This window comes from Nitrobacter sp. MLSD-S21, assembly GCF_058809865.1.
Genome location: NZ_JBXASZ010000003.1, coordinates 413,993 through 430,873 on the forward strand (window position 1 = coordinate 413,993; position 16,881 = coordinate 430,873).

A 16,881-nucleotide genomic window follows, 5' to 3' on the forward strand; every position below is an offset into this window, starting at 1 on the left:
ACAAATTTGGAGCGGCGCTTTGCCTTCGTCATTCCTGAGCATAGCCGTTCGAAGAACGGCGTCGCTTCGCTCGCCTATGATCCGGCAATCCATCCTTTTGAGGATGACAGTTGCAGGGGTCAAGCCCGCTCATGGGGCTCTTTCACGTCGTTGCGCTTCGCGCCCTCCCCATCCGGAACGCGTTCTCCACGATCCGCAAGCCAACCTCGCCGCCAAGCGACATCAGCGATTCGGGATGGAATTGCACGCCGCCGACCGGTAGCGATTTGTGCTCGATCGCCATCGGCACCCCGTCGTCGGTGGTCGCCGTCACCTCCAGCACGTCGGGCAAACGGTCGCGTTCGACATAGAGCGAGTGATAACGGCCGATCACGATCTCGTTTGGCAGGTTGCACATCAGCCGTCCGCCACGACTCTGCACGCGCGATGGTCTCCCATGCGCCGGCTGCGCCAGCTGGCCGAGACGGCCGCCAAAATATTCACCAATCCCCTGCAAGCCGAGACAGACGCCGAACACCGGCAGGTTCTTCTCCAGCGCCGTACCGATGGTTCGGGCCATGCCGAAATCCTCAGGCCGGCCGGGTCCGGGTGACAGCACCAGCAGGTCATAGCTTTGCTTGTCGAGCATATCCTGCGCGTGGACATAGCGCACGACGCTGACGCGCGCGCCGACCTGCCGGAAGTAATCCGCCAGCATGTGCACGAAACTGTCGTCGTGGTCGATCAGCAACACGCGTTTTCCGGAGCCGGTTGCGTCCGGCGCCACCGCCGAAAGCGGCTTTGGCGCGTCGCCGCGTAGCGCCTGGAATAGCGCCGCCGCCTTGGTCTGGCACTCGCGGTCTTCAAGCTCCGGCTTGCTGTCGAACAAGCAGGTCGCGCCGACGCGCACTTCCGCGAGGCCGTCTTTCATGCGGATGGTGCGGATGGTCAGGCCGGTGTTGATCGAGCCATCGAAGCCGACGACACCGAATGCGCCGGCGTACCAGCGCCGCGGCGAGCGTTCGTTGTCCTCAACGAACTGGATCGCCCACTTCTTCGGCGCACCCGTCACCGTCACCGCCCATGCGTGGGTGAGGAACCCATCGAGCGCATCGAAGCCGGGCCGCAAAATGCCTTCGACGTGATCGACAGTATGAAACAGCTTTGAATAGGTCTCGATCTGGCGGCGCGCGAGCACCTTGATCGTTCCCGGCATGCAGATGCGCGCCTTGTCGTTGCGATCGACGTCGGTGCACATGTTGAGCTCGAACTCGTCCTTCTCCGAGTTGAGCAACTCGCGGATCTGCTCGGCATCGCCGATGGCATCGGCGCCGCGCGCGATGGTCCCGGAAATCGGGCAGGTCTCGATGCGGCGGCCGTCGCTGCGCACGAACATTTCCGGCGAGGCAGAGACTAGAAACTCACCGTCTCCGAGATTGACCAATCCGCCATAGGGCGACGGGTTGATCCGGCACAGCCGCTGAAACACTTCGGCCGGTGAGCGCTCGCAGGGTTCGGCGAACAACTGTCCGGGCACCGCCTCGAACAGGTCGCCACGCGCAAACGCGGCGCGCGCGGTTTCCACCGTGGCCTGATATTCACCCGGGGCGTGATCGGTAAAACCCTGGCGCGGTGTTCTCGCATAAAGGCTGTCAGGCGTATCGTGCGGATGCTTTTCGGTGGAGCGGCCCTTCCATGCGAAATCGTAGGACAGTACGACGCCGCGGCCAGTGGCGCGATCATAAGCGAGCAGGCGGTCCGGAATAAATAGCACGATGTCGCGCTGATCGCTTTCACGCGCGCGTTTCTGCACCAGATCTTCCATCTGGAACACGAGGTCATAGGCGAACGCGCCGTACAGCCCGAGCATGGGATCTGCTGTCGACGCGAAAGCCGCCACCAGCGCCCGCACCAGCGACATCACGCTTGCACGCCGGGTGCGTTGATCTTCCTCCACAGGAGCATCGCCGCGCACAATATGGCCAGCGATCCGGCAGGCAGTCTTTTCGGTGACGACCGCACAGGGTACGCTCAGTGTTTCACCAAGGAAAGCGATCAGCACCTCGCCGCGAACATTGGTGGCTTCGATGACAAAATTGAATCCTGTGGTTTCGATCTTGAGCGGCGGATCGGCAAAGCCAAGGTCGAAACTCTCATAACGGCCCGGCACCGTCGTACCAGACGACAGCACCACGCCGCGACGGCTATCGAGCAGACCGATCAGGTCGTCGAGCCTGCTGCCGCCGGTAAAGTGTTCGATCGAACGGCTGATCGAGAGACCGCTGGCGGTCAGGTACTCGCTTTGCGCGGGAAGGGAAAAGACGGTCCTGTTCATGCAGTCCTCTTACGAGACTTGCGAAGAGTGCGCCACACAGGACAAACAAAAAAGGCCGTCGCTCTGCATGACGGCCTTCGACGATTAGAATTGAAGCAAAATCGCACCGGCCACCTTCAGAAGGTGGCCCACCAGAGACGGAACGGGCGGATGGCAGGATTCATGCCACGAAATCATCATTCCGGTGGTGCGATGTCAAGAGCGTTCACGGCCGGACTCGGGCCGCATTGCCGCGATCAGGTCCGCCGCCATGGCGGTTGCGCCCCCAACAACGCGCGCTAGATTGGCCTGACTCGACACCGGGAGAACATCATGACGTTCAAAGTCGTGAGCAATAGTTTCAAGGATGGCGACTACCTCGACAAGGATCATATCCTGTCGGCGGATTTCGGTTTCGGCTGCGCGGGCGGCAACCGATCACCGCACCTGCGCTGGAGCGGCGCGCCGGCAGGCACGAAGAGCTTCGCCGTAACCTGCTTTGATCCGGACGCACCAACCGGCAGCGGCTTCTGGCATTGGGTCGTCATCAATATTCCGGCCTCGGTGACGGAGCTTGTGCTCGACGCCGGCAATCCCGGGAGTGGCAAGCTTCCCAATGGCGCGCTACAGACCCGCACCGATTTCGGCACAGCCGGCTACGGCGGCCCTTGCCCGCCTGAAGGCGATCATCCACATCGCTATTTCTTCACCGTGTACGCGGTCGGCGGCAACATCAACGCCAATGCCGACACATCAGCGGCAGTGATCGGTTTCCAGCTTCATTTCAACACACTGGCGAAATCGGCGGTGATGGGTCTGTTCAAGCGGTGAGACGATACAAGCGTTTAATGTCCCGCCGTCACTGCATCGCGGCACCAATCAAAAAGGCTCCCGCGAGGGAGCCTTTTTGATGCGAAGAACCTGCGCATCATTCAATGCGCGTCGGCCCAGACCGCCTTCTTGGTGAAGTAGAGCAGCCCGGCAAGGATGATCATGAAAATCATGACCTGCAGGCCAATCCGCTTGCGCTCCTCGAGCTTCGGCTCGGCGGCCCACATCAGAAAAGCGGACACGTCCTTCGCATACTGATCGACCTTCTGCGGGGTTCCGTCGTCATAGGTCACCTGATCGTCCGCCAGCGGGTTCGGCATCTTCGTGGCATGACCTGGGAAGTACTTGTTGTAGGTCGATCCTTCCGGCAGAGCGAACCCTTCCGGCGGACTACTTTCAAAACCGGTCAGGAGGGCATGGATATAGTTCGGGCCTTTTTCCTGAAACTGCGTGAAGGCATCGAAGATGAACTGAGGAAAGCCCCGTTCATAGCCGCGTGCCTTGGCCATCAGGGAAAGATCGGGCGGAGCCGCGCCGCCATTGGCTGCGCGAGCGGCGTTCTCATTGGGAAACGGCGACGGAAATTTGTCGGCGACCCGGCCTGGTCGCTCGAACATGTCGCCGGCATCGTTGGGGCCGTCCTTCACCTGGATTTCGGAAGCCAGCGCCTCGGCCTGGGCGACGGAGAAGCCCGGACCGCCCGGGTCTGTCAGGTTACGATAGTGCACGAGATTCATGGAGTGGCAGGCCGAGCAGACTTCCTTGTAGACCTTGTAGCCGCGCTGCAACTGGCCTTGGTCGAATTTTCCAAATGGGCCAGCGAACGACCAGCTCAACGACGGCGGAATCGAGCCATGGTCGGCCGCCATCACCTTCGAGCCGCTATCCAGCGCCAGCAGCCCGACAGCGCCGAACACCGCCAAGGCCGAAGCCACGACTTTTTTCTTTCCCAGCACGTCATCGGCGATCGAATTGGGAACGGCGCGCGGCTTTTCGATACGACTCAGGATCGGCAGCACAATCAGGAAATAGGCGAAATAGCACGCCGTCAGGATACGTCCGGCAACCACGTAGACGCCTTCCGGCGGCTTCGCGCCGAGATAACCAAGGCCGAGACAAACACCGACGAAGATCCAGAAGAACTGCTTGGCGAGAGGACGATAACGCACCGAGCGGGTCTTTGCGGAATCGAGCCAGGGCAGAAAGGCCAGGATCAGAATAGCGCTGAACATCGCCACCACGCCTGCGAGCTTGTCCGGGATCGAGCGCAGGATCGCGTAGAACGGCAGATAGTACCATTCCGGCACGATATGCGCGGGCGTCACGCCCGGGTTGGCCGGGATGTAGTTGTCGGGATCGCCGAGATAATTCGGAATGTAGAAGATGAACCAGCAGTAGAACAGGATGAAGCAGGAAAGACCGAACCCGTCCTTGATGGTCGCGTAAGGCGTAAACGGCACCGTATCCTTCGCGGTCTTGGGCTCGACCCCGGCCGGATTGTTCTGACCGGCGACGTGCAGCGCCCAGACGTGCAGCACGACCACCCCGGCGATCACGAAAGGCAGGAGGTAGTGCAGCGAGAAAAAGCGGTTCAGCGTCGGATTGCCGACCGAGTAACCGCCCCATAGCAGCGTCACGATGCTTTCGCCGAAATAGGGAATGGCGGAAAACAGATTGGTGATGACGGTCGCGCCCCAGAAGCTCATCTGACCCCAGGGCAGCACGTAGCCCATGAAGCCGGTCGCCATCATCAGGAGGTAGATGATGACGCCGAGGATCCAGAGGATCTCGCGCGGTTCTTTGTAGGAGCCGTAATACAGGCCGCGAAGCATGTGGATATAAACGGCGATGAAGAACATCGAGGCGCCGTTCGAATGAAGGTAACGCAGCAGCCAGCCGTAGTCGACATCGCGCACAATGGCTTCGACCGAGTTAAAAGCGAGGTCGGCGTGCGGCGTATAGTGCATCGCCAGGATGACGCCGGTGATGATCTGCACCCCGAGCATGAACGAGAGGATGCCGCCGAACGTCCACCAGTAGTTCAGGTTGCGCGGCGTCGGATAGGCGACGAACGAGGAATGGACGAGACCGAAGATCGGCAAACGCCGCTCGATCCACTTGAGGACGGAATTTTGCGGCTGGAAGCTGGATGGTCCGCTCATGATGCGATCCTGAAGAATGAAGCGACGCGTTCGGTTCGGGGCTTTTCGGCCTTATCCGATCTTGATCTTGCTGTCGGAAATAAAGGCGTAAGGCGGAATGGCAAGATTGAGCGGCGCCGGCCCCTGGCGGATACGGCCTGAGGAATCGTACTGCGAACCATGGCACGGACAGAAAAATCCGTCGTAGTTCCCTTCATGCGCAATCGGAATGCAGCCGAGATGGGTGCAGATGCCGATTACGACGAGCCACTGGTCATGGCCTTCCTTGACGCGCGCGGAATCCGGCTGCGGATCAGGCAGGCTCGCGACATTGACGTCGCGGGCTTCCTCGATTTGTTTCTTGGTGCGGTGCATGATGTAGATCGGCTTGCCGCGCCAGAACACCTTGATGTCTTGTCCATCGGCGATCGGAGCGAGATCGACCTCGATAGGGGCGCCGGCGGCGACCGTAGACGCATCCGGGTTAAGCTGGGCCACTAACGGCCAGGCCACGGCCGCCGCGCCGACGGCGGCGACGGCGCCGGTTGCTACGAAAAGGAAATCACGGCGGCTTTGTCCTGCCGAAGACGATGTCGTCACGATTTCAACCCTTTCTTACCCGCTGCCGGTCTTGTTGCTATCGGTGTACCCCACTCCCCAGAGAGATACGTCTTTCGAGCGGCCGTTTTATTGGCACCCTCGCCGGATCAGCGCAAGTGCGCTATCCGTCACTCGTGCAGTGCACAAATCCGCCCATTAGCCACGAAGCCATCTCGGAAAGCATTGAGCTCATGCGGGTCGCGCTCTTCCAACCTGATATACCGCAGAACACCGGGACAATTCTCCGTCTGTGTGCGTGCCTCAACGTCGAAGCCCATATCATCGAACCGGCCGGGTTTCCGGTCTCGGACCGGCATTTCCGTCGTGCGGGCATGGACTACCTCGACGAGGTCACCATTGTGCGCCACGATTCATGGCCAAAATTCAATCAATGGCGCGCCGAAGACGGCGGCCGGTTGGTGTTATTTACGACCAAGGGCGCACGCCCCTATCTGGACTATCGTTTTGCCGATACAGATATTTTGCTATTTGGACGTGAGAGCGCCGGGGTTCCGGATGCTGTTGCGGCGGCCGCGGATGCAACCCTGGTAATACCGGTCAGGCCCGGTCTGCGCTCGCTGAACGTCGCCATGGCAGCGGCTATGGCAGTGGGCGAGGCCTTGCGGCAGACGAGGTCGGCCGCAACGGGAAGGTCTTCGTGAGTTACGCGGTTAAGGAGATTTTTCTGACGCTGCAGGGCGAAGGCGCTCATGCCGGCAGGGCCGCGGTATTCTGTCGCTTCTCTGGCTGCAACCTTTGGAGCGGCCGCGAAAAAGACCGCGCCTCGGCCACCTGCCGATTTTGCGACACTGATTTTGTGGGCACCGACGGAACGCTGGGCGGCCGCTACGATACTGCTGATGCGCTGGCGGAAACCATTGCCGCGCAATGGATCGGACCGGCCGCCCATCGCTACACCGTGTTGACCGGAGGCGAGCCGCTGTTGCAGGTTAACAAGCCATTGGTCGATGCACTGCACGCCCGCGGTTTCGAAATCGGGATCGAGACCAACGGCACCATTGCGCCGCCCGATGGCATCGACTGGCTGTGCGTCAGCCCCAAGGCCGGCGCCGATTTGCTGGTCACCAAAGGCCACGAACTCAAGCTCGTCTATCCACAAACCAATATCCGGCCCGAGGATTTCAAGGATCTCACCTTCGAACGGTTTTCTTTGCAGCCGATGGACGGGCCGGACGTGGCAGGCAACACGGTGCGCGCCATCAACTATTGCCTGCGGCATCCGCAGTGGCGGCTCAGCCTGCAGACACACAAGACGCTGGGGATCAGGTAGGGATGAAATTAACCACACCCTCGTCGTTGCGAGCGCAGCGAAGCAATCCAGAAGCTCCAAGGAAAGAGCTGGATTGCTTCGTCGGCTGCGCCTCCTCGCAATGACGCCTTTAATCGGAAGCAGGTTTGACGAATGTGGGAGTTGACGAAATCATTCCGCTTCGAGGCCGCGCATTCGCTGCCGGCAACGACATTGGGCACCGCGAGCATGGAAATCCACGGCCATTCTTTCCGCGCCGAGGTGAGCGTCCGCGGCAAGCCTGATCCCGCGAGCGGAATGGTGCTCGATCTCGGCCTGCTCGAGCGCGGTATGGGCGAGGTCCGGAGCAAACTCGATCATAAGCTCCTCAACAACGTCGAAGGACTTGGCCCGCCGACGCTGGAAAATCTGGCGCGTTTCATCTGGGATCATGTCCAGCACGCAGGACACGTGACACGCGTCAGCGTACATCGCGATAGTTGCGGCGAAAGCTGCACCTATTTCGGACCCGAAAGTTGAAATTCTCACTTGTCATTTCGAGCGCAGCGAAGCAATCCAGATTTAAAACCAGCGAGATTAGATTGCTTCGTTGCTTAAGCTCCTCGCAATGACAGAGTCTCTCAAGGAATATCCGATGGACGCCTCCCTGCTCGAGACCCGCAAGGCCCGCGCGCGATCCTGGTTCGAGCAGTTGCGCGACAATATCTGCTCGGCTTTTGAAAAGCTGGAAGACGACGCGCCCGCTTCGCTCTATCCCGGTAACATAGGACGCTTCGTCCGCACGCCTTGGGAGCGTACCGACCACACCGGCCAACCCGGGGGCGGCGGCGTCATGTCGATGATGCACGGGCGGCTATTCGAGAAGGTCGGCGTGCACTGCTCGACCGTACATGGCGAATTCGCGCCGGAGTTTCGTGCGCAGATTCCCGGTGCGGCGGATGATCCGAATTTCTGGGCGTCGGGCATCTCGTTGATCGCCCACATGCGCAATCCGCATATTCCCGCCGTTCACATGAACACGCGCTTCGTGGTGACCACGAAAGCATGGTTCGGCGGCGGCGGCGACCTGACGCCGGTGCTGATGCGGCGGCGCACGCAGGAGGATGCCGACAGCCTCGCGTTTCACGCGGCGATGAAGTCCGCCTGCGATGCCCATGCCGACATCGCCGCATACGACAAATACAAGACCTGGTGCGATGAGTATTTCTATCTGCCGCACCGCAAGGAAGCCCGCGGGATCGGCGGTATCTTCTATGATTGGCATGACAGCGGCGACTGGGATGCCGACCTCGCCTTCACGCAGGATGTTGGGCGAGCGCTGCTCAAGGTCTATCCCGAGCTCGTGCGTCGGAACTTCAGCACGCCGTGGACCGCGGCCGATCGCGAGGAACAGTTGATCCGACGCGGACGTTACGCCGAATTCAATCTTCTCTACGACCGCGGCACCATTTTCGGGCTGAAGACCGGAGGCAACGTCGAGTCGATCCTCTCGTCGATGCCTCCCGAGGTGAAATGGCCTTAGATCCGGTTGGACCGAACCAATTCAAAATCACGAACGAGAAGCGGGACGCGGGCGGAAAACCGCTATCCACTTTTCCCCATCCCGCTCTAGCGGAATGTTGCCGCCCTCACAGCCGGTGATCGCGCGTGAACCGCGCGACGGTCTGATCGGCAATCGCCGAAAGTCGCGCGGAATCGAGCGGGAAATCCTCTGCAAGCCAGGCATCTTCCGCGATCGCGAGAACGTGTCCGAGCGCCGGACCTTCCGCGATTCCGCGTCCGACGAAATCCTCGGCCTTCAAAGGGAAGGCCGGCGGCTGCCAGCGCTGCGGCAGGGTTGCGACGTTTAGCCACGGTGCCGGATCGGCGCCGAGGCCAGCCCGCGACCAGGCCTGCATCAGCCGATCGCGGAAGCGCGGCGCCCCAAGTCGGTAGATTCGCCGCCGCGCGGTTGCCTCGTCCATGCTGCCCAGCCGCCACCAGCGATGGCCCATCGAATCCAGTTGTTTCGCCTCGGCATTGGAGAGCCGCAATCGCTGCGCAACCCGCCGCGCGTCTTCGGTAACCGATACCGCAAGCGCCGCGAGCCGGCGGATCGGATCCGGCGCAAGTTCCAGCGCGCGCTCTGCCACGATCATCGCCGCGAGCGGACCGCGATACGCCACGCCGCCGAGAATGGTCAGCAGCAAGCCGCCGTCCTCCATCGCCACCAGCGCCTCCACGGCGCCCTCCGCGACCAGCAGCTTCAGTATCTCCGCCCGCATGCGTTCGGCCGACAGCGTGGTAAGTCCGGCGCGACCGCGGATGCAGGCGAGATGGCTATCCCGATCGGGTTCGCCTCCACCATAGGCGGCATGGATCCGGAAAAAGCGGAGTATGCGCAGGTAATCCTCCGCTATACGCCGATCCGGATCGCCGATAAAGCGCACCCGCTTAGCGGCGATGTCGTCGAGTCCGCCGACATGATCGTGCACTGTGCCGTCGCTCTCAACGGACAGACCGTTGATGGTAAAATCGCGGCGCTTGGCATCGCGCGCCCAATCCCTGCCGAATGCAACCCTGGCCTTGCGACCGAAGGTTTCAATATCCTCGCGCAGCGTCGTGACTTCGAACGGCCGGCCCTCGACCACCAGCGTGACAGTGCCATGCTCAATGCCGGTCGGAATACTCTTGATGCGAGCCGCGGCCGCGCGACGCATGACTTCTTCGGGCAGCGCCGTGGTGGCCACGTCGATCTCGCCCACAGGCAGACCCATCAAGGCGTTGCGAACCGCGCCGCCGACGATCCGCGCTTCCTCGCCGTTTTCACTGAGCAGCGCCAGAACACGCGCCGCCGGACCTGATTTCAGCCAGCCCGCATCGCATAGCGAGCGGGCCGGGTTCACCTCTCGACTCCGGGCACAAGTTTGCCGTTCTCAAGATGCGCCGGAACATAGGTCGAATCCGGCGGCGAGCCCGAGAAATTCGCCAACAGAACGAAGCTGACGACAACCAGCGCCAGCGCCGCTAGCGAAAGTCGCACGACGATGTGCGGCGGCCATGAGGCGGCGATCATGAAGTCCACACGGTGGGCGATCAGATATGCCGCGTAGATCGCGAACGGAATCAGGAAGATTCCGAGTTCCATTAAAACTGGACGGATCATTTCAAATAGACTCGCTCGTACAGTACGCGCAGGATCCCGGCAGTTGCGCCCCAGATATTTCGTTCGGCGAACGGCATCTCGTAGAACGAGCGCGTTGTGCCGCGGAATTGCTTCCGGCCGAGTTTGTGATTGACAGGGTTCATCAGAAACGACAGCGGCACCTCGAATGCGTCGGCCACTTCATCCTTATTGATATAAAGATCAAATCCGGGTCTCACGCGCGCCACCGTCGGCAGGATACGGAACCCGAAACTCGTGCCGTAAAGATCAAGATACCCAATCGGCTCCACAAAGTCGCGGGTCAGCCCGACTTCTTCCCACGCCTCGCGCAGCGCCGCATCGACCGGCGAGGCATCGGTCGCGTCGATCTTGCCGCCGGGAAACGCGATCTGGCCAGCGTGCTCACTCAGATGAGCCGCGCGCTGCGTCAGCAGCACGGTCGGTTGCTCGCGCGCGACCACCGGGATCAGCACCGCCGCCGGCCGGATCGGCTTTTCCTGAGCGATCGTCCGGAGCACGGCATCATTGTCATGGTCACCGGTCAACGGAACGATGCCGGCGTCCGTCAGCCCGGGCGGTATATCGAAACACAACCGTGCCCGTGCGCGGTCGAAAAACGCCTCAGTGCCGACATCGGGGGACGCGACCACTGTCTTCACCATCGGAACGTTCAACCTGCGTCCCTCACCTGCTCCGCATCCGCCATCGCGAAGAACTCACCGCCCGATTCGACTCCGAACATCATTTGACCATCGACCATCCGTTGCTCACCCATGTCAACAAGATCGTAATACAACGCTCTTGTCACTTTGGCCCAGAGACCGGCCCGAACGTGCAAATAAGGCTTCAACCCGCCGCCCTCCGAGCACTCGAAGCGCAGCCGGTGCGCAAAATCGCATGGCACCCAATCGCCGACATTGGTACGGAATCTCAGCAGGCGGCCATTTTCGTCCCGATTCCCGATCATTTCGACGGCCAGAAACGGTGCGTCATCAACGCTGATGCCCACTTTCTCTACCGGAGTCACCAGAAAGTATTTGCCATCCTCGTGTTTCAAGATCGTGGAGAACAGACGCACCAGCGCAGGCCGGCCGATTGGCGTTCCCGTATAATACCATGTGCCGTCGCCGCCGATTCGCATGTCCAGATCGCCGCAAAACGGCGGATTCCACAGATGGACTGGCGGCAAACCGCTGCCGGGCGAGCCCGCGGCATTGCGCGCTGAGGCCGTCAGGCCATCCAGTGTCCGAGTAGCGGGCCGCCCTTGCTTCGCCATGGTTTACCCCGACGCTGATCGCCTCTTCTGCCACAAAGGGGAACATCAACCCACTAGTGGAGTGGATTTGACATTCGCCACCCATCTGCCGCGGGCACCGAAATGCGAATGTCAAATCCAAAACTCCACTAGAAACCTATAGTTGCTAGTGGTCCTGCGATTCTAACGTTCGCAAAAACACCTGCTGAAACGGGATGCGAACGTTGGAATCGGACCACTAGCGTGGTGGTTCAGAAGTTCGCTTCATTCCCCCGGCAAGTCCGTCGAGCGAACTTCTGAACCCAAACCACACTAGAATCATAAGGTTGCTAGTGCCCCTTTGATTTCGAAGTTCGGATTAAATGTCGCTGCGGAACATACGAACTTCGGAATCGAGGCACTAGGCGTGGATCGGGCATCGAAATCGACGCGATCATTCGTCGCTTCGTGATGCCGCTCATAGCTCGAGAGACCAGATATTGTGGGAATAGTTTAGTTCAATGAATACATGCCGTTTTCGTATGTTTAACAGTTCATGGCGCGACGACGCAAATTGCGTAGCCTCGCGCAAGGAGTGATGGATGGCTATGGACTCGGACAAGAGTGTCGAGAAACTCGAAGACGTGATCGTCCGTTCGGCCGAGCAAGTCGCCGGGCAAATTCGCGCGGCGCGGGATGCGATTGCCACCGTCATCTTCGGTCAGGACCGGGTGACCGAAAATACGCTGGTGACCATCCTCTCCGGGGGGCATGCGCTTCTGATCGGCGTTCCCGGCCTTGCCAAGACCAAGCTCGTGGAGACGCTCGGCGTGACGCTCGGACTCGACGCCAAGCGCGTCCAGTTCACGCCGGACCTGATGCCGTCGGACATCCTCGGCGCCGAGGTGCTGGACGAAAGCAGCATCGGCAAGCGTTCGTTCCGCTTCATTGCCGGACCGGTATTCGCACAGCTTTTGATGGCGGACGAAATCAACCGCGCCAGCCCGCGCACGCAATCAGCGCTGTTGCAGGCGATGCAGGAGCAGCACATCACTGTCGCCGGCGCGCGCCACGACCTGCCCAAACCCTTTCATGTGCTGGCGACGCAGAATCCGCTGGAGCAGGAAGGCACCTATCCGCTGCCGGAAGCACAGCTCGACCGTTTCCTGATGGAGATCGATGTCGACTATCCGGATCGCGACGCGGAACGCCGCATCCTGTTCGAGACCACCGGCGCCGAGGAGGCCCTGGCGAAAGCCGCGATGAACGCCGATGTCCTGCTCACAGCGCAACGGCTGGTGCGGCGGCTGCCGGTCGGCGACAGCGTGGTCGAAGCCATCCTGTCGCTGGTGCGCTCGGCGCGCCCCGGACCGGAAAGCGGCGAAATCGGAAAACTGATCGCGTGGGGACCGGGACCGCGCGCCAGTCAGTCGCTGATGCTGGCCGTGCGCGCTCGCGCGCTGCTCGACGGACGTCTTGCGCCGTCGATTGACGACGTGCTCGATCTCGCCGAGCCGGTGCTCAAGCATCGCATGGCGCTGACCTTCACGGCCCGTGCCGAAGGTCGCACGATTTCCGATGTCATTAAACAACTTAAAACGCGGATCGGTTGATGGTCGCAGCAGCCGGGCACGTCAGGCAGGAAATCGAAGCAGTCAGACGCGCCGATGGTGAAAGCCGCACGCTGGCGGCGTCGCTGCCGCGTCTCGTGCTGGAAGCCCGTCGCATCGCCGCCAATGTGATTCACGGCCTGCACGGCCGCCGCCGCGCAGGTTCGGGTGAAAGCTTCTGGCAATACCGCCGTTTCGTCTCTGGCGAGCCGTCGCAGAACGTCGACTGGCGTCGCTCCGCGCGCGATGATCATCTCTACGTCCGCGAGCACGAGTGGGAGGCCGCGCACACCGTGTGGGTGTGGCCTGATCGTTCGGCGTCGATGGCCTTTGCCTCCCGAAATGCGCGCGACAGCAAGCTCGAGCGCGCTTTGATCGTCACCTTCGCACTGGCTGAATTGCTGGTGGCCGGCGGTGAACGCGTCGGCGTTCCCGGGCTGATAAATCCAACCGCGAACCGCAACGTCATCGACAGAATAGCCCAGGCGATGCTCCATGACGATCTCGCGCGCGCCAGTCTGCCGCCCTCGTTCGTGCCATCGGCCCGGTCGGAGATCGTGGTGCTGTCGGACTTCTGGTCACCGATCGCCGATATCCGGACCATGCTGGCCGGATTGTCGGCTTCGGGGGCACATGGCACGCTGCTACAGGTGGTCGACCCCGCCGAGGAGACATTTCCCTATTCGGGGCGCGTCGAATTCGTCGAACCCGAGGACGGGCGGGCCATCACTGCGGGCCGCGCCGAACGATGGGCCGGAGACTACGTCGCGCGCGTGGCACTGCATCGCGACCAGATCCGCTCTGAGACCAGAACGCTCGACTGGCTGTTCTCGACCCACACCACCGACCGGTCCGCGGCGGACCTGCTGTTGTTCCTCCACGGCGGCATGATGGCGAGCAGGGGAAGCGGCGTCATCGCGGCCAAAGCGGGGCCCACCGCATGATGTCGGCGCTTCCGCTGTCATTCCTGCAACCGCTGATGCTGCTCGGCCTGCTCAGCCTGCCGCTTCTATGGTGGCTGCTTCGTGTGATGCCGCCGCGCCCGCGTCGCATCGATTTTCCGCCGACACGACTGCTGTTCGATATCGCACCGAAGGAAGACACGCCTTCGCGCACGCCGTGGTGGCTGACGGCATTGCGGCTTGCGGCGGCGGCGCTGGTGATTCTCGCTGCTGCCGGTCCGGTGTGGAATCCTAATACCGGCGCAGCCCGTAGCGCCGCGCCCTTAACGATCCTGCTCGACGATGGCTGGAGCGCCGCATCGAGCTGGGAGATGCGGATCAAGGCGGCGGATCAACTGATCACTGAGGCCGACAGCAACCGGCGGGGCGTTGCTATCGTGCCCTTGTCGGACCCGGCGCAAGACATCACGCTGATGTCCGCCGGAACCGCGCGCGTCACGCTGCGGCAGCTTGCTCCGAAGCCATTCGCGGTCGACCGCGTCGAAACGCTGCCGGCGCTTAAACGCTTCCTGAACGCGACGGGCGACAGCGATATCGCGTTGCTGACCGATGGCATCGACAGCGGGCGTGGGACGGAATTCGTCGACGGACTTCGCGAGGTGATCGGCGACCGTTCCCTCACCATCGTCGAAGGCGGCACGCTGCCCGCCCGTGCGCTGACCGCGGCAGAAAATGCCGCGGCCCGGATGACCGTGAAGGTGCTACGCGCCAACGCGAACGGCCCGGCCGCCGGGGTTGTCCGTGCGCTCGACCAGAAAGGGGCGCCGATCGGCGAGACGCAATATGTGTTTGCGCCTCAGGATCGCGAAACAGAAGCCGCGTTCGACCTGCCGCTGGAGTTGCGCAACGATATCGCCCGGCTGGAGATCGCGGGGGAGCGATCGGCGGGCGCGGTGCAATTGCTCGACAAGCGCTGGCGCCGACGCGCCATCGGCGTGGTCAGCGGATCGAGCACCGAGAGGGCGCAGCCGTTGCTTGCATCGACTTTCTACCTGAGCCGCGCGCTGGCGCCGTTCGCCGATGTCCGGCTCGGCGACAAGGGAGCCCCGCAGCAGATCATCACCCAATTTCTGGATCAGAAGCTGTCAATGATCGTAATGGCCGACGTTGGAGCGCTGTCCCCGGAACTGCGCCATCGGATCGACGATTGGATCAAACATGGCGGCGTGCTGGTGCGGTTCGCGGGGCCGCGCCTGGCGCAGGCAGACGACGATCTGGTCCCCGTAAAATTGCGGCATGGTGGCCGCAGCCTCGGTGGCAGCATGACCTGGGAAAACCCGCAGCATCTCGCTGCCTTCGCCGCGGACGGACCGTTCGCGGCGCTTCCGGTGCCGAACGACGTGACCGTCAACCGGCAGGTGCTCGCCGAACCGGATGCGAGGCTCGCGGCCAAGAGCTGGGCCTCTCTCGTCGACGGAACGCCGCTGGTGACCGGCGAGCGCCGCGGCAAAGGCCTGCTGGCGCTATTCCACATCAGCGCCGACATGCGCTGGTCCGATCTGCCAATGTCCGGCACTTTCGTCGAGATGCTGCGGCGTATCGTGGATGCTTCCGGCTACACCGCAAACACAGGCAGAACCGCAGACGCCAATGCCAAGGCGGAAACCGTCGCGCCGCTGCGGACGCTCGACGGTTTCGGCGCTTTCGGACCCCCGCCCGCCTCCGTCAAACCCTTGCGGGCCGACTATCGCGGCCGCGGCACCATTGAGCATCCACCGGGGTTCTACGGCCCCGCCGACGGGCCGATTGCTGTCAACACGCTGGCGGCGACCGACCGGATCGTGCCGCTCGACACTTCGAACCTCACGGCGCGACGGGCGAGTTTCACCAACGCCGAACCGCATGATCTGCGAGGTATCCTGCTGTCCTCGGCGCTCGCGCTGTTTCTGGCCGACGCCGTCATCGTGGCGCTGCTTGGCGGCGGCATGGCCATGCTGCTGCGTCGCCGCGCGGCTCAAGCGGCGCTGGTCGTCGCGCTTGCTCTGCCGACGATGGCGATGGCGCCTTCACTTTCGCGCGCCGACAGCGCCAGCGACGAGTTTGCCACGAAGGCCACCTCCCAGACCCGGCTCGCCTATGTCGTGACCGGCAACCCGGAGGTCGACGCCATCGTCAAGGCCGGGATGAGCGGACTTACATTGTTTCTGGCGCAACGCACGGCGCTTGAAGCCGGCGATCCGGTCGGCGTCGATCCGGCACGCGACGAACTGGCATTCTTCCCGCTGATATACTGGCCGGTCGTGCCGGGCGCGCCGAAGCCGCCGCAAAACGCTCTCGATAAGATCGACGCCTACATGAAGCAGGGCGGCACCATTCTGTTCGACACCCGAGATGCGATCGATGCGTTGCCGGGGCCGGATGGCGAATCCCGGACGCCTGGAATGCAACAACTGCGCGTCATCCTGACGTCGCTCGACATCCCCGAGCTCGAACCCGTGCCGCATGAGCATGTGCTGGCCAAGACGTTCTATCTTCTGCACGATTTTCCGGGCCGCTTCACCACCGGCCAGACCTGGGTCGAGGCCCTGCCGCGCAATGAGGATGACGAAGCGGGCTCACGGCCGGCGCGCGGCGGCGACGGCGTTTCGCCGATCATCATCACCTCGAACGATCTCGCGGGCGCCTGGGCCATGCGTCCCGACGGCCAACCGATGCTGCCGCTCTCGCCGGGCGAGCCGCGTCAGCGCGAATTCGCGTTCCGTGCCGGGGTCAACATCGTGATGTATACGCTGACGGGCAACTACAAGGCCGACCAGGTTCATGCTCCCGCGCTGATCGAACGGCTGGGGCAATAG

The 16,881-nt window shown here is 62.2% G+C and carries 15 protein-coding genes; 8 read left to right on the forward strand and 7 right to left on the reverse strand.

Annotation, left to right across the window (positions count from 1 at the left end):
* Positions 1-142: 142 nt before the first annotated feature.
* Entirely contained in the window at positions 143-2,314 is a 2,172-nt protein-coding gene (locus tag AC1RT6_RS11945) for an anthranilate synthase component I (protein WP_079447623.1), read from the reverse strand.
* Positions 2,315-2,626: 312 nt separating this feature from the next.
* On the opposite strand from AC1RT6_RS11945, the gene AC1RT6_RS11950 reads away from it, so the two are divergent.
* Positions 2,627-3,124, forward strand: a complete 498-nt coding sequence (locus AC1RT6_RS11950; protein WP_079447709.1) for a YbhB/YbcL family Raf kinase inhibitor-like protein — start codon at positions 2,627-2,629, stop codon at positions 3,122-3,124.
* Positions 3,125-3,225: 101 nt separating this feature from the next.
* On the opposite strand, the gene AC1RT6_RS11955 is transcribed toward AC1RT6_RS11950, so the two are convergent.
* Positions 3,226-5,286, reverse strand: coding sequence for a cytochrome c1 (locus AC1RT6_RS11955; RefSeq protein ID WP_079447624.1), 2,061 nt, complete (start codon positions 5,284-5,286; stop codon positions 3,226-3,228).
* Between the two features lie 51 nt (positions 5,287-5,337).
* Positions 5,338-5,865: a ubiquinol-cytochrome c reductase iron-sulfur subunit gene (petA, locus tag AC1RT6_RS11960; RefSeq protein WP_079447625.1), complete on the reverse strand. Its 528-nt coding sequence runs from the start codon at positions 5,863-5,865 to the stop codon at positions 5,338-5,340.
* A gap of 191 nt (positions 5,866-6,056) precedes the next feature.
* Here petA and AC1RT6_RS11965 point away from each other — a divergent pair, with 191 nt between their 5' ends.
* From AC1RT6_RS11965 to hemF, 4 genes are all read left to right on the forward strand, one after another.
* Complete coding sequence (locus tag AC1RT6_RS11965) at positions 6,057-6,527, forward strand: tRNA (cytidine(34)-2'-O)-methyltransferase (RefSeq protein ID WP_079447710.1); 471 nt, start codon at positions 6,057-6,059, stop codon at positions 6,525-6,527.
* Positions 6,524-7,156: a 7-carboxy-7-deazaguanine synthase gene (gene queE, locus AC1RT6_RS11970; protein ID WP_079447626.1), complete on the forward strand. Its 633-nt coding sequence runs from the start codon at positions 6,524-6,526 to the stop codon at positions 7,154-7,156. The genes AC1RT6_RS11965 and queE overlap by 4 nt, the downstream gene beginning before the upstream one ends.
* A gap of 132 nt (positions 7,157-7,288) precedes the next feature.
* Complete coding sequence (locus tag AC1RT6_RS11975; RefSeq protein ID WP_079447627.1) at positions 7,289-7,654, forward strand: 6-carboxytetrahydropterin synthase; 366 nt, start codon at positions 7,289-7,291, stop codon at positions 7,652-7,654.
* Positions 7,655-7,769: 115 nt separating this feature from the next.
* Positions 7,770-8,657 carry an oxygen-dependent coproporphyrinogen oxidase gene (hemF, locus tag AC1RT6_RS11980; protein WP_173816018.1) on the forward strand — a complete coding sequence of 296 codons (888 nt, stop codon included), beginning with the start codon at positions 7,770-7,772 and terminating at the stop codon, positions 8,655-8,657.
* Between the two features lie 106 nt (positions 8,658-8,763).
* On the opposite strand, the gene AC1RT6_RS11985 is transcribed toward hemF, so the two are convergent.
* The 4 genes from AC1RT6_RS11985 to AC1RT6_RS12000 are packed head-to-tail and all read right to left on the reverse strand — an operon-like array spanning position 8,764 to position 11,556.
* A complete protein-coding gene (locus AC1RT6_RS11985; protein WP_079447628.1) occupies positions 8,764-10,020 on the reverse strand; it encodes a CCA tRNA nucleotidyltransferase in 1,257 nt (418 codons plus the stop codon).
* Entirely contained in the window at positions 10,017-10,280 is a 264-nt protein-coding gene (locus tag AC1RT6_RS11990) for a DUF6111 family protein (protein WP_079447629.1), read from the reverse strand. The genes AC1RT6_RS11985 and AC1RT6_RS11990 overlap by 4 nt, the downstream gene beginning before the upstream one ends.
* On the reverse strand, positions 10,277-10,954 hold the full coding sequence (locus AC1RT6_RS11995; RefSeq protein WP_079447630.1) for a CoA pyrophosphatase: 678 nt from the start codon (positions 10,952-10,954) through the stop codon (positions 10,277-10,279). The genes AC1RT6_RS11990 and AC1RT6_RS11995 overlap by 4 nt, the downstream gene beginning before the upstream one ends.
* Positions 10,951-11,556 carry a DUF1285 domain-containing protein gene (locus AC1RT6_RS12000; RefSeq protein WP_079447631.1) on the reverse strand — a complete coding sequence of 202 codons (606 nt, stop codon included), beginning with the start codon at positions 11,554-11,556 and terminating at the stop codon, positions 10,951-10,953. Before AC1RT6_RS12000 ends, AC1RT6_RS11995 begins: the two co-directional genes overlap by 4 nt.
* A gap of 566 nt (positions 11,557-12,122) precedes the next feature.
* On the opposite strand from AC1RT6_RS12000, the gene AC1RT6_RS12005 reads away from it, so the two are divergent.
* Genes AC1RT6_RS12005 through AC1RT6_RS12015 form a run of 3 tightly spaced genes read left to right on the forward strand, consistent with a single transcriptional unit; the run spans position 12,123 to position 16,881 of the window.
* Positions 12,123-13,127, forward strand: coding sequence for an AAA family ATPase (locus AC1RT6_RS12005; protein ID WP_079447632.1), 1,005 nt, complete (start codon positions 12,123-12,125; stop codon positions 13,125-13,127).
* Positions 13,127-14,068 (forward strand): DUF58 domain-containing protein, encoded by a 942-nt coding sequence (locus AC1RT6_RS12010; protein WP_173816007.1) that lies wholly within the window; start codon positions 13,127-13,129, stop codon positions 14,066-14,068. The genes AC1RT6_RS12005 and AC1RT6_RS12010 overlap by 1 nt, the downstream gene beginning before the upstream one ends.
* Positions 14,068-16,881, forward strand: coding sequence for a DUF4159 domain-containing protein (locus AC1RT6_RS12015; protein ID WP_472791534.1), 2,814 nt, complete (start codon positions 14,068-14,070; stop codon positions 16,879-16,881). The genes AC1RT6_RS12010 and AC1RT6_RS12015 overlap by 1 nt, the downstream gene beginning before the upstream one ends.

Bases quoted from the DNA above. Each gene is read 5' to 3' on its own strand.
- AC1RT6_RS11975 (WP_079447627.1), top strand. From the start codon at position 7,289: ATGTGGGAGTTGACGAAATCATTCCGCTTCGAGGCCGCGCATTCGCTG.
- AC1RT6_RS11965 (WP_079447710.1), top strand. From the start codon at position 6,057: ATGCGGGTCGCGCTCTTCCAACCTGATATACCGCAGAACACCGGGACA.
- AC1RT6_RS12010 (WP_173816007.1), top strand. From the start codon at position 13,127: ATGGTCGCAGCAGCCGGGCACGTCAGGCAGGAAATCGAAGCAGTCAGA.
- AC1RT6_RS12015 (WP_472791534.1), top strand. From the start codon at position 14,068: ATGTCGGCGCTTCCGCTGTCATTCCTGCAACCGCTGATGCTGCTCGGC.
- AC1RT6_RS11990 (WP_079447629.1), bottom strand. From the start codon at position 10,280: ATGATCCGTCCAGTTTTAATGGAACTCGGAATCTTCCTGATTCCGTTC.
- AC1RT6_RS11950 (WP_079447709.1), top strand. From the start codon at position 2,627: ATGACGTTCAAAGTCGTGAGCAATAGTTTCAAGGATGGCGACTACCTC.
- AC1RT6_RS12005 (WP_079447632.1), top strand. From the start codon at position 12,123: ATGGACTCGGACAAGAGTGTCGAGAAACTCGAAGACGTGATCGTCCGT.
- AC1RT6_RS11955 (WP_079447624.1), bottom strand. From the start codon at position 5,286: ATGAGCGGACCATCCAGCTTCCAGCCGCAAAATTCCGTCCTCAAGTGG.
- AC1RT6_RS11945 (WP_079447623.1), bottom strand. From the start codon at position 2,314: ATGAACAGGACCGTCTTTTCCCTTCCCGCGCAAAGCGAGTACCTGACC.
- AC1RT6_RS12000 (WP_079447631.1), bottom strand. From the start codon at position 11,556: ATGGCGAAGCAAGGGCGGCCCGCTACTCGGACACTGGATGGCCTGACG.
- hemF (WP_173816018.1), top strand. From the start codon at position 7,770: ATGGACGCCTCCCTGCTCGAGACCCGCAAGGCCCGCGCGCGATCCTGG.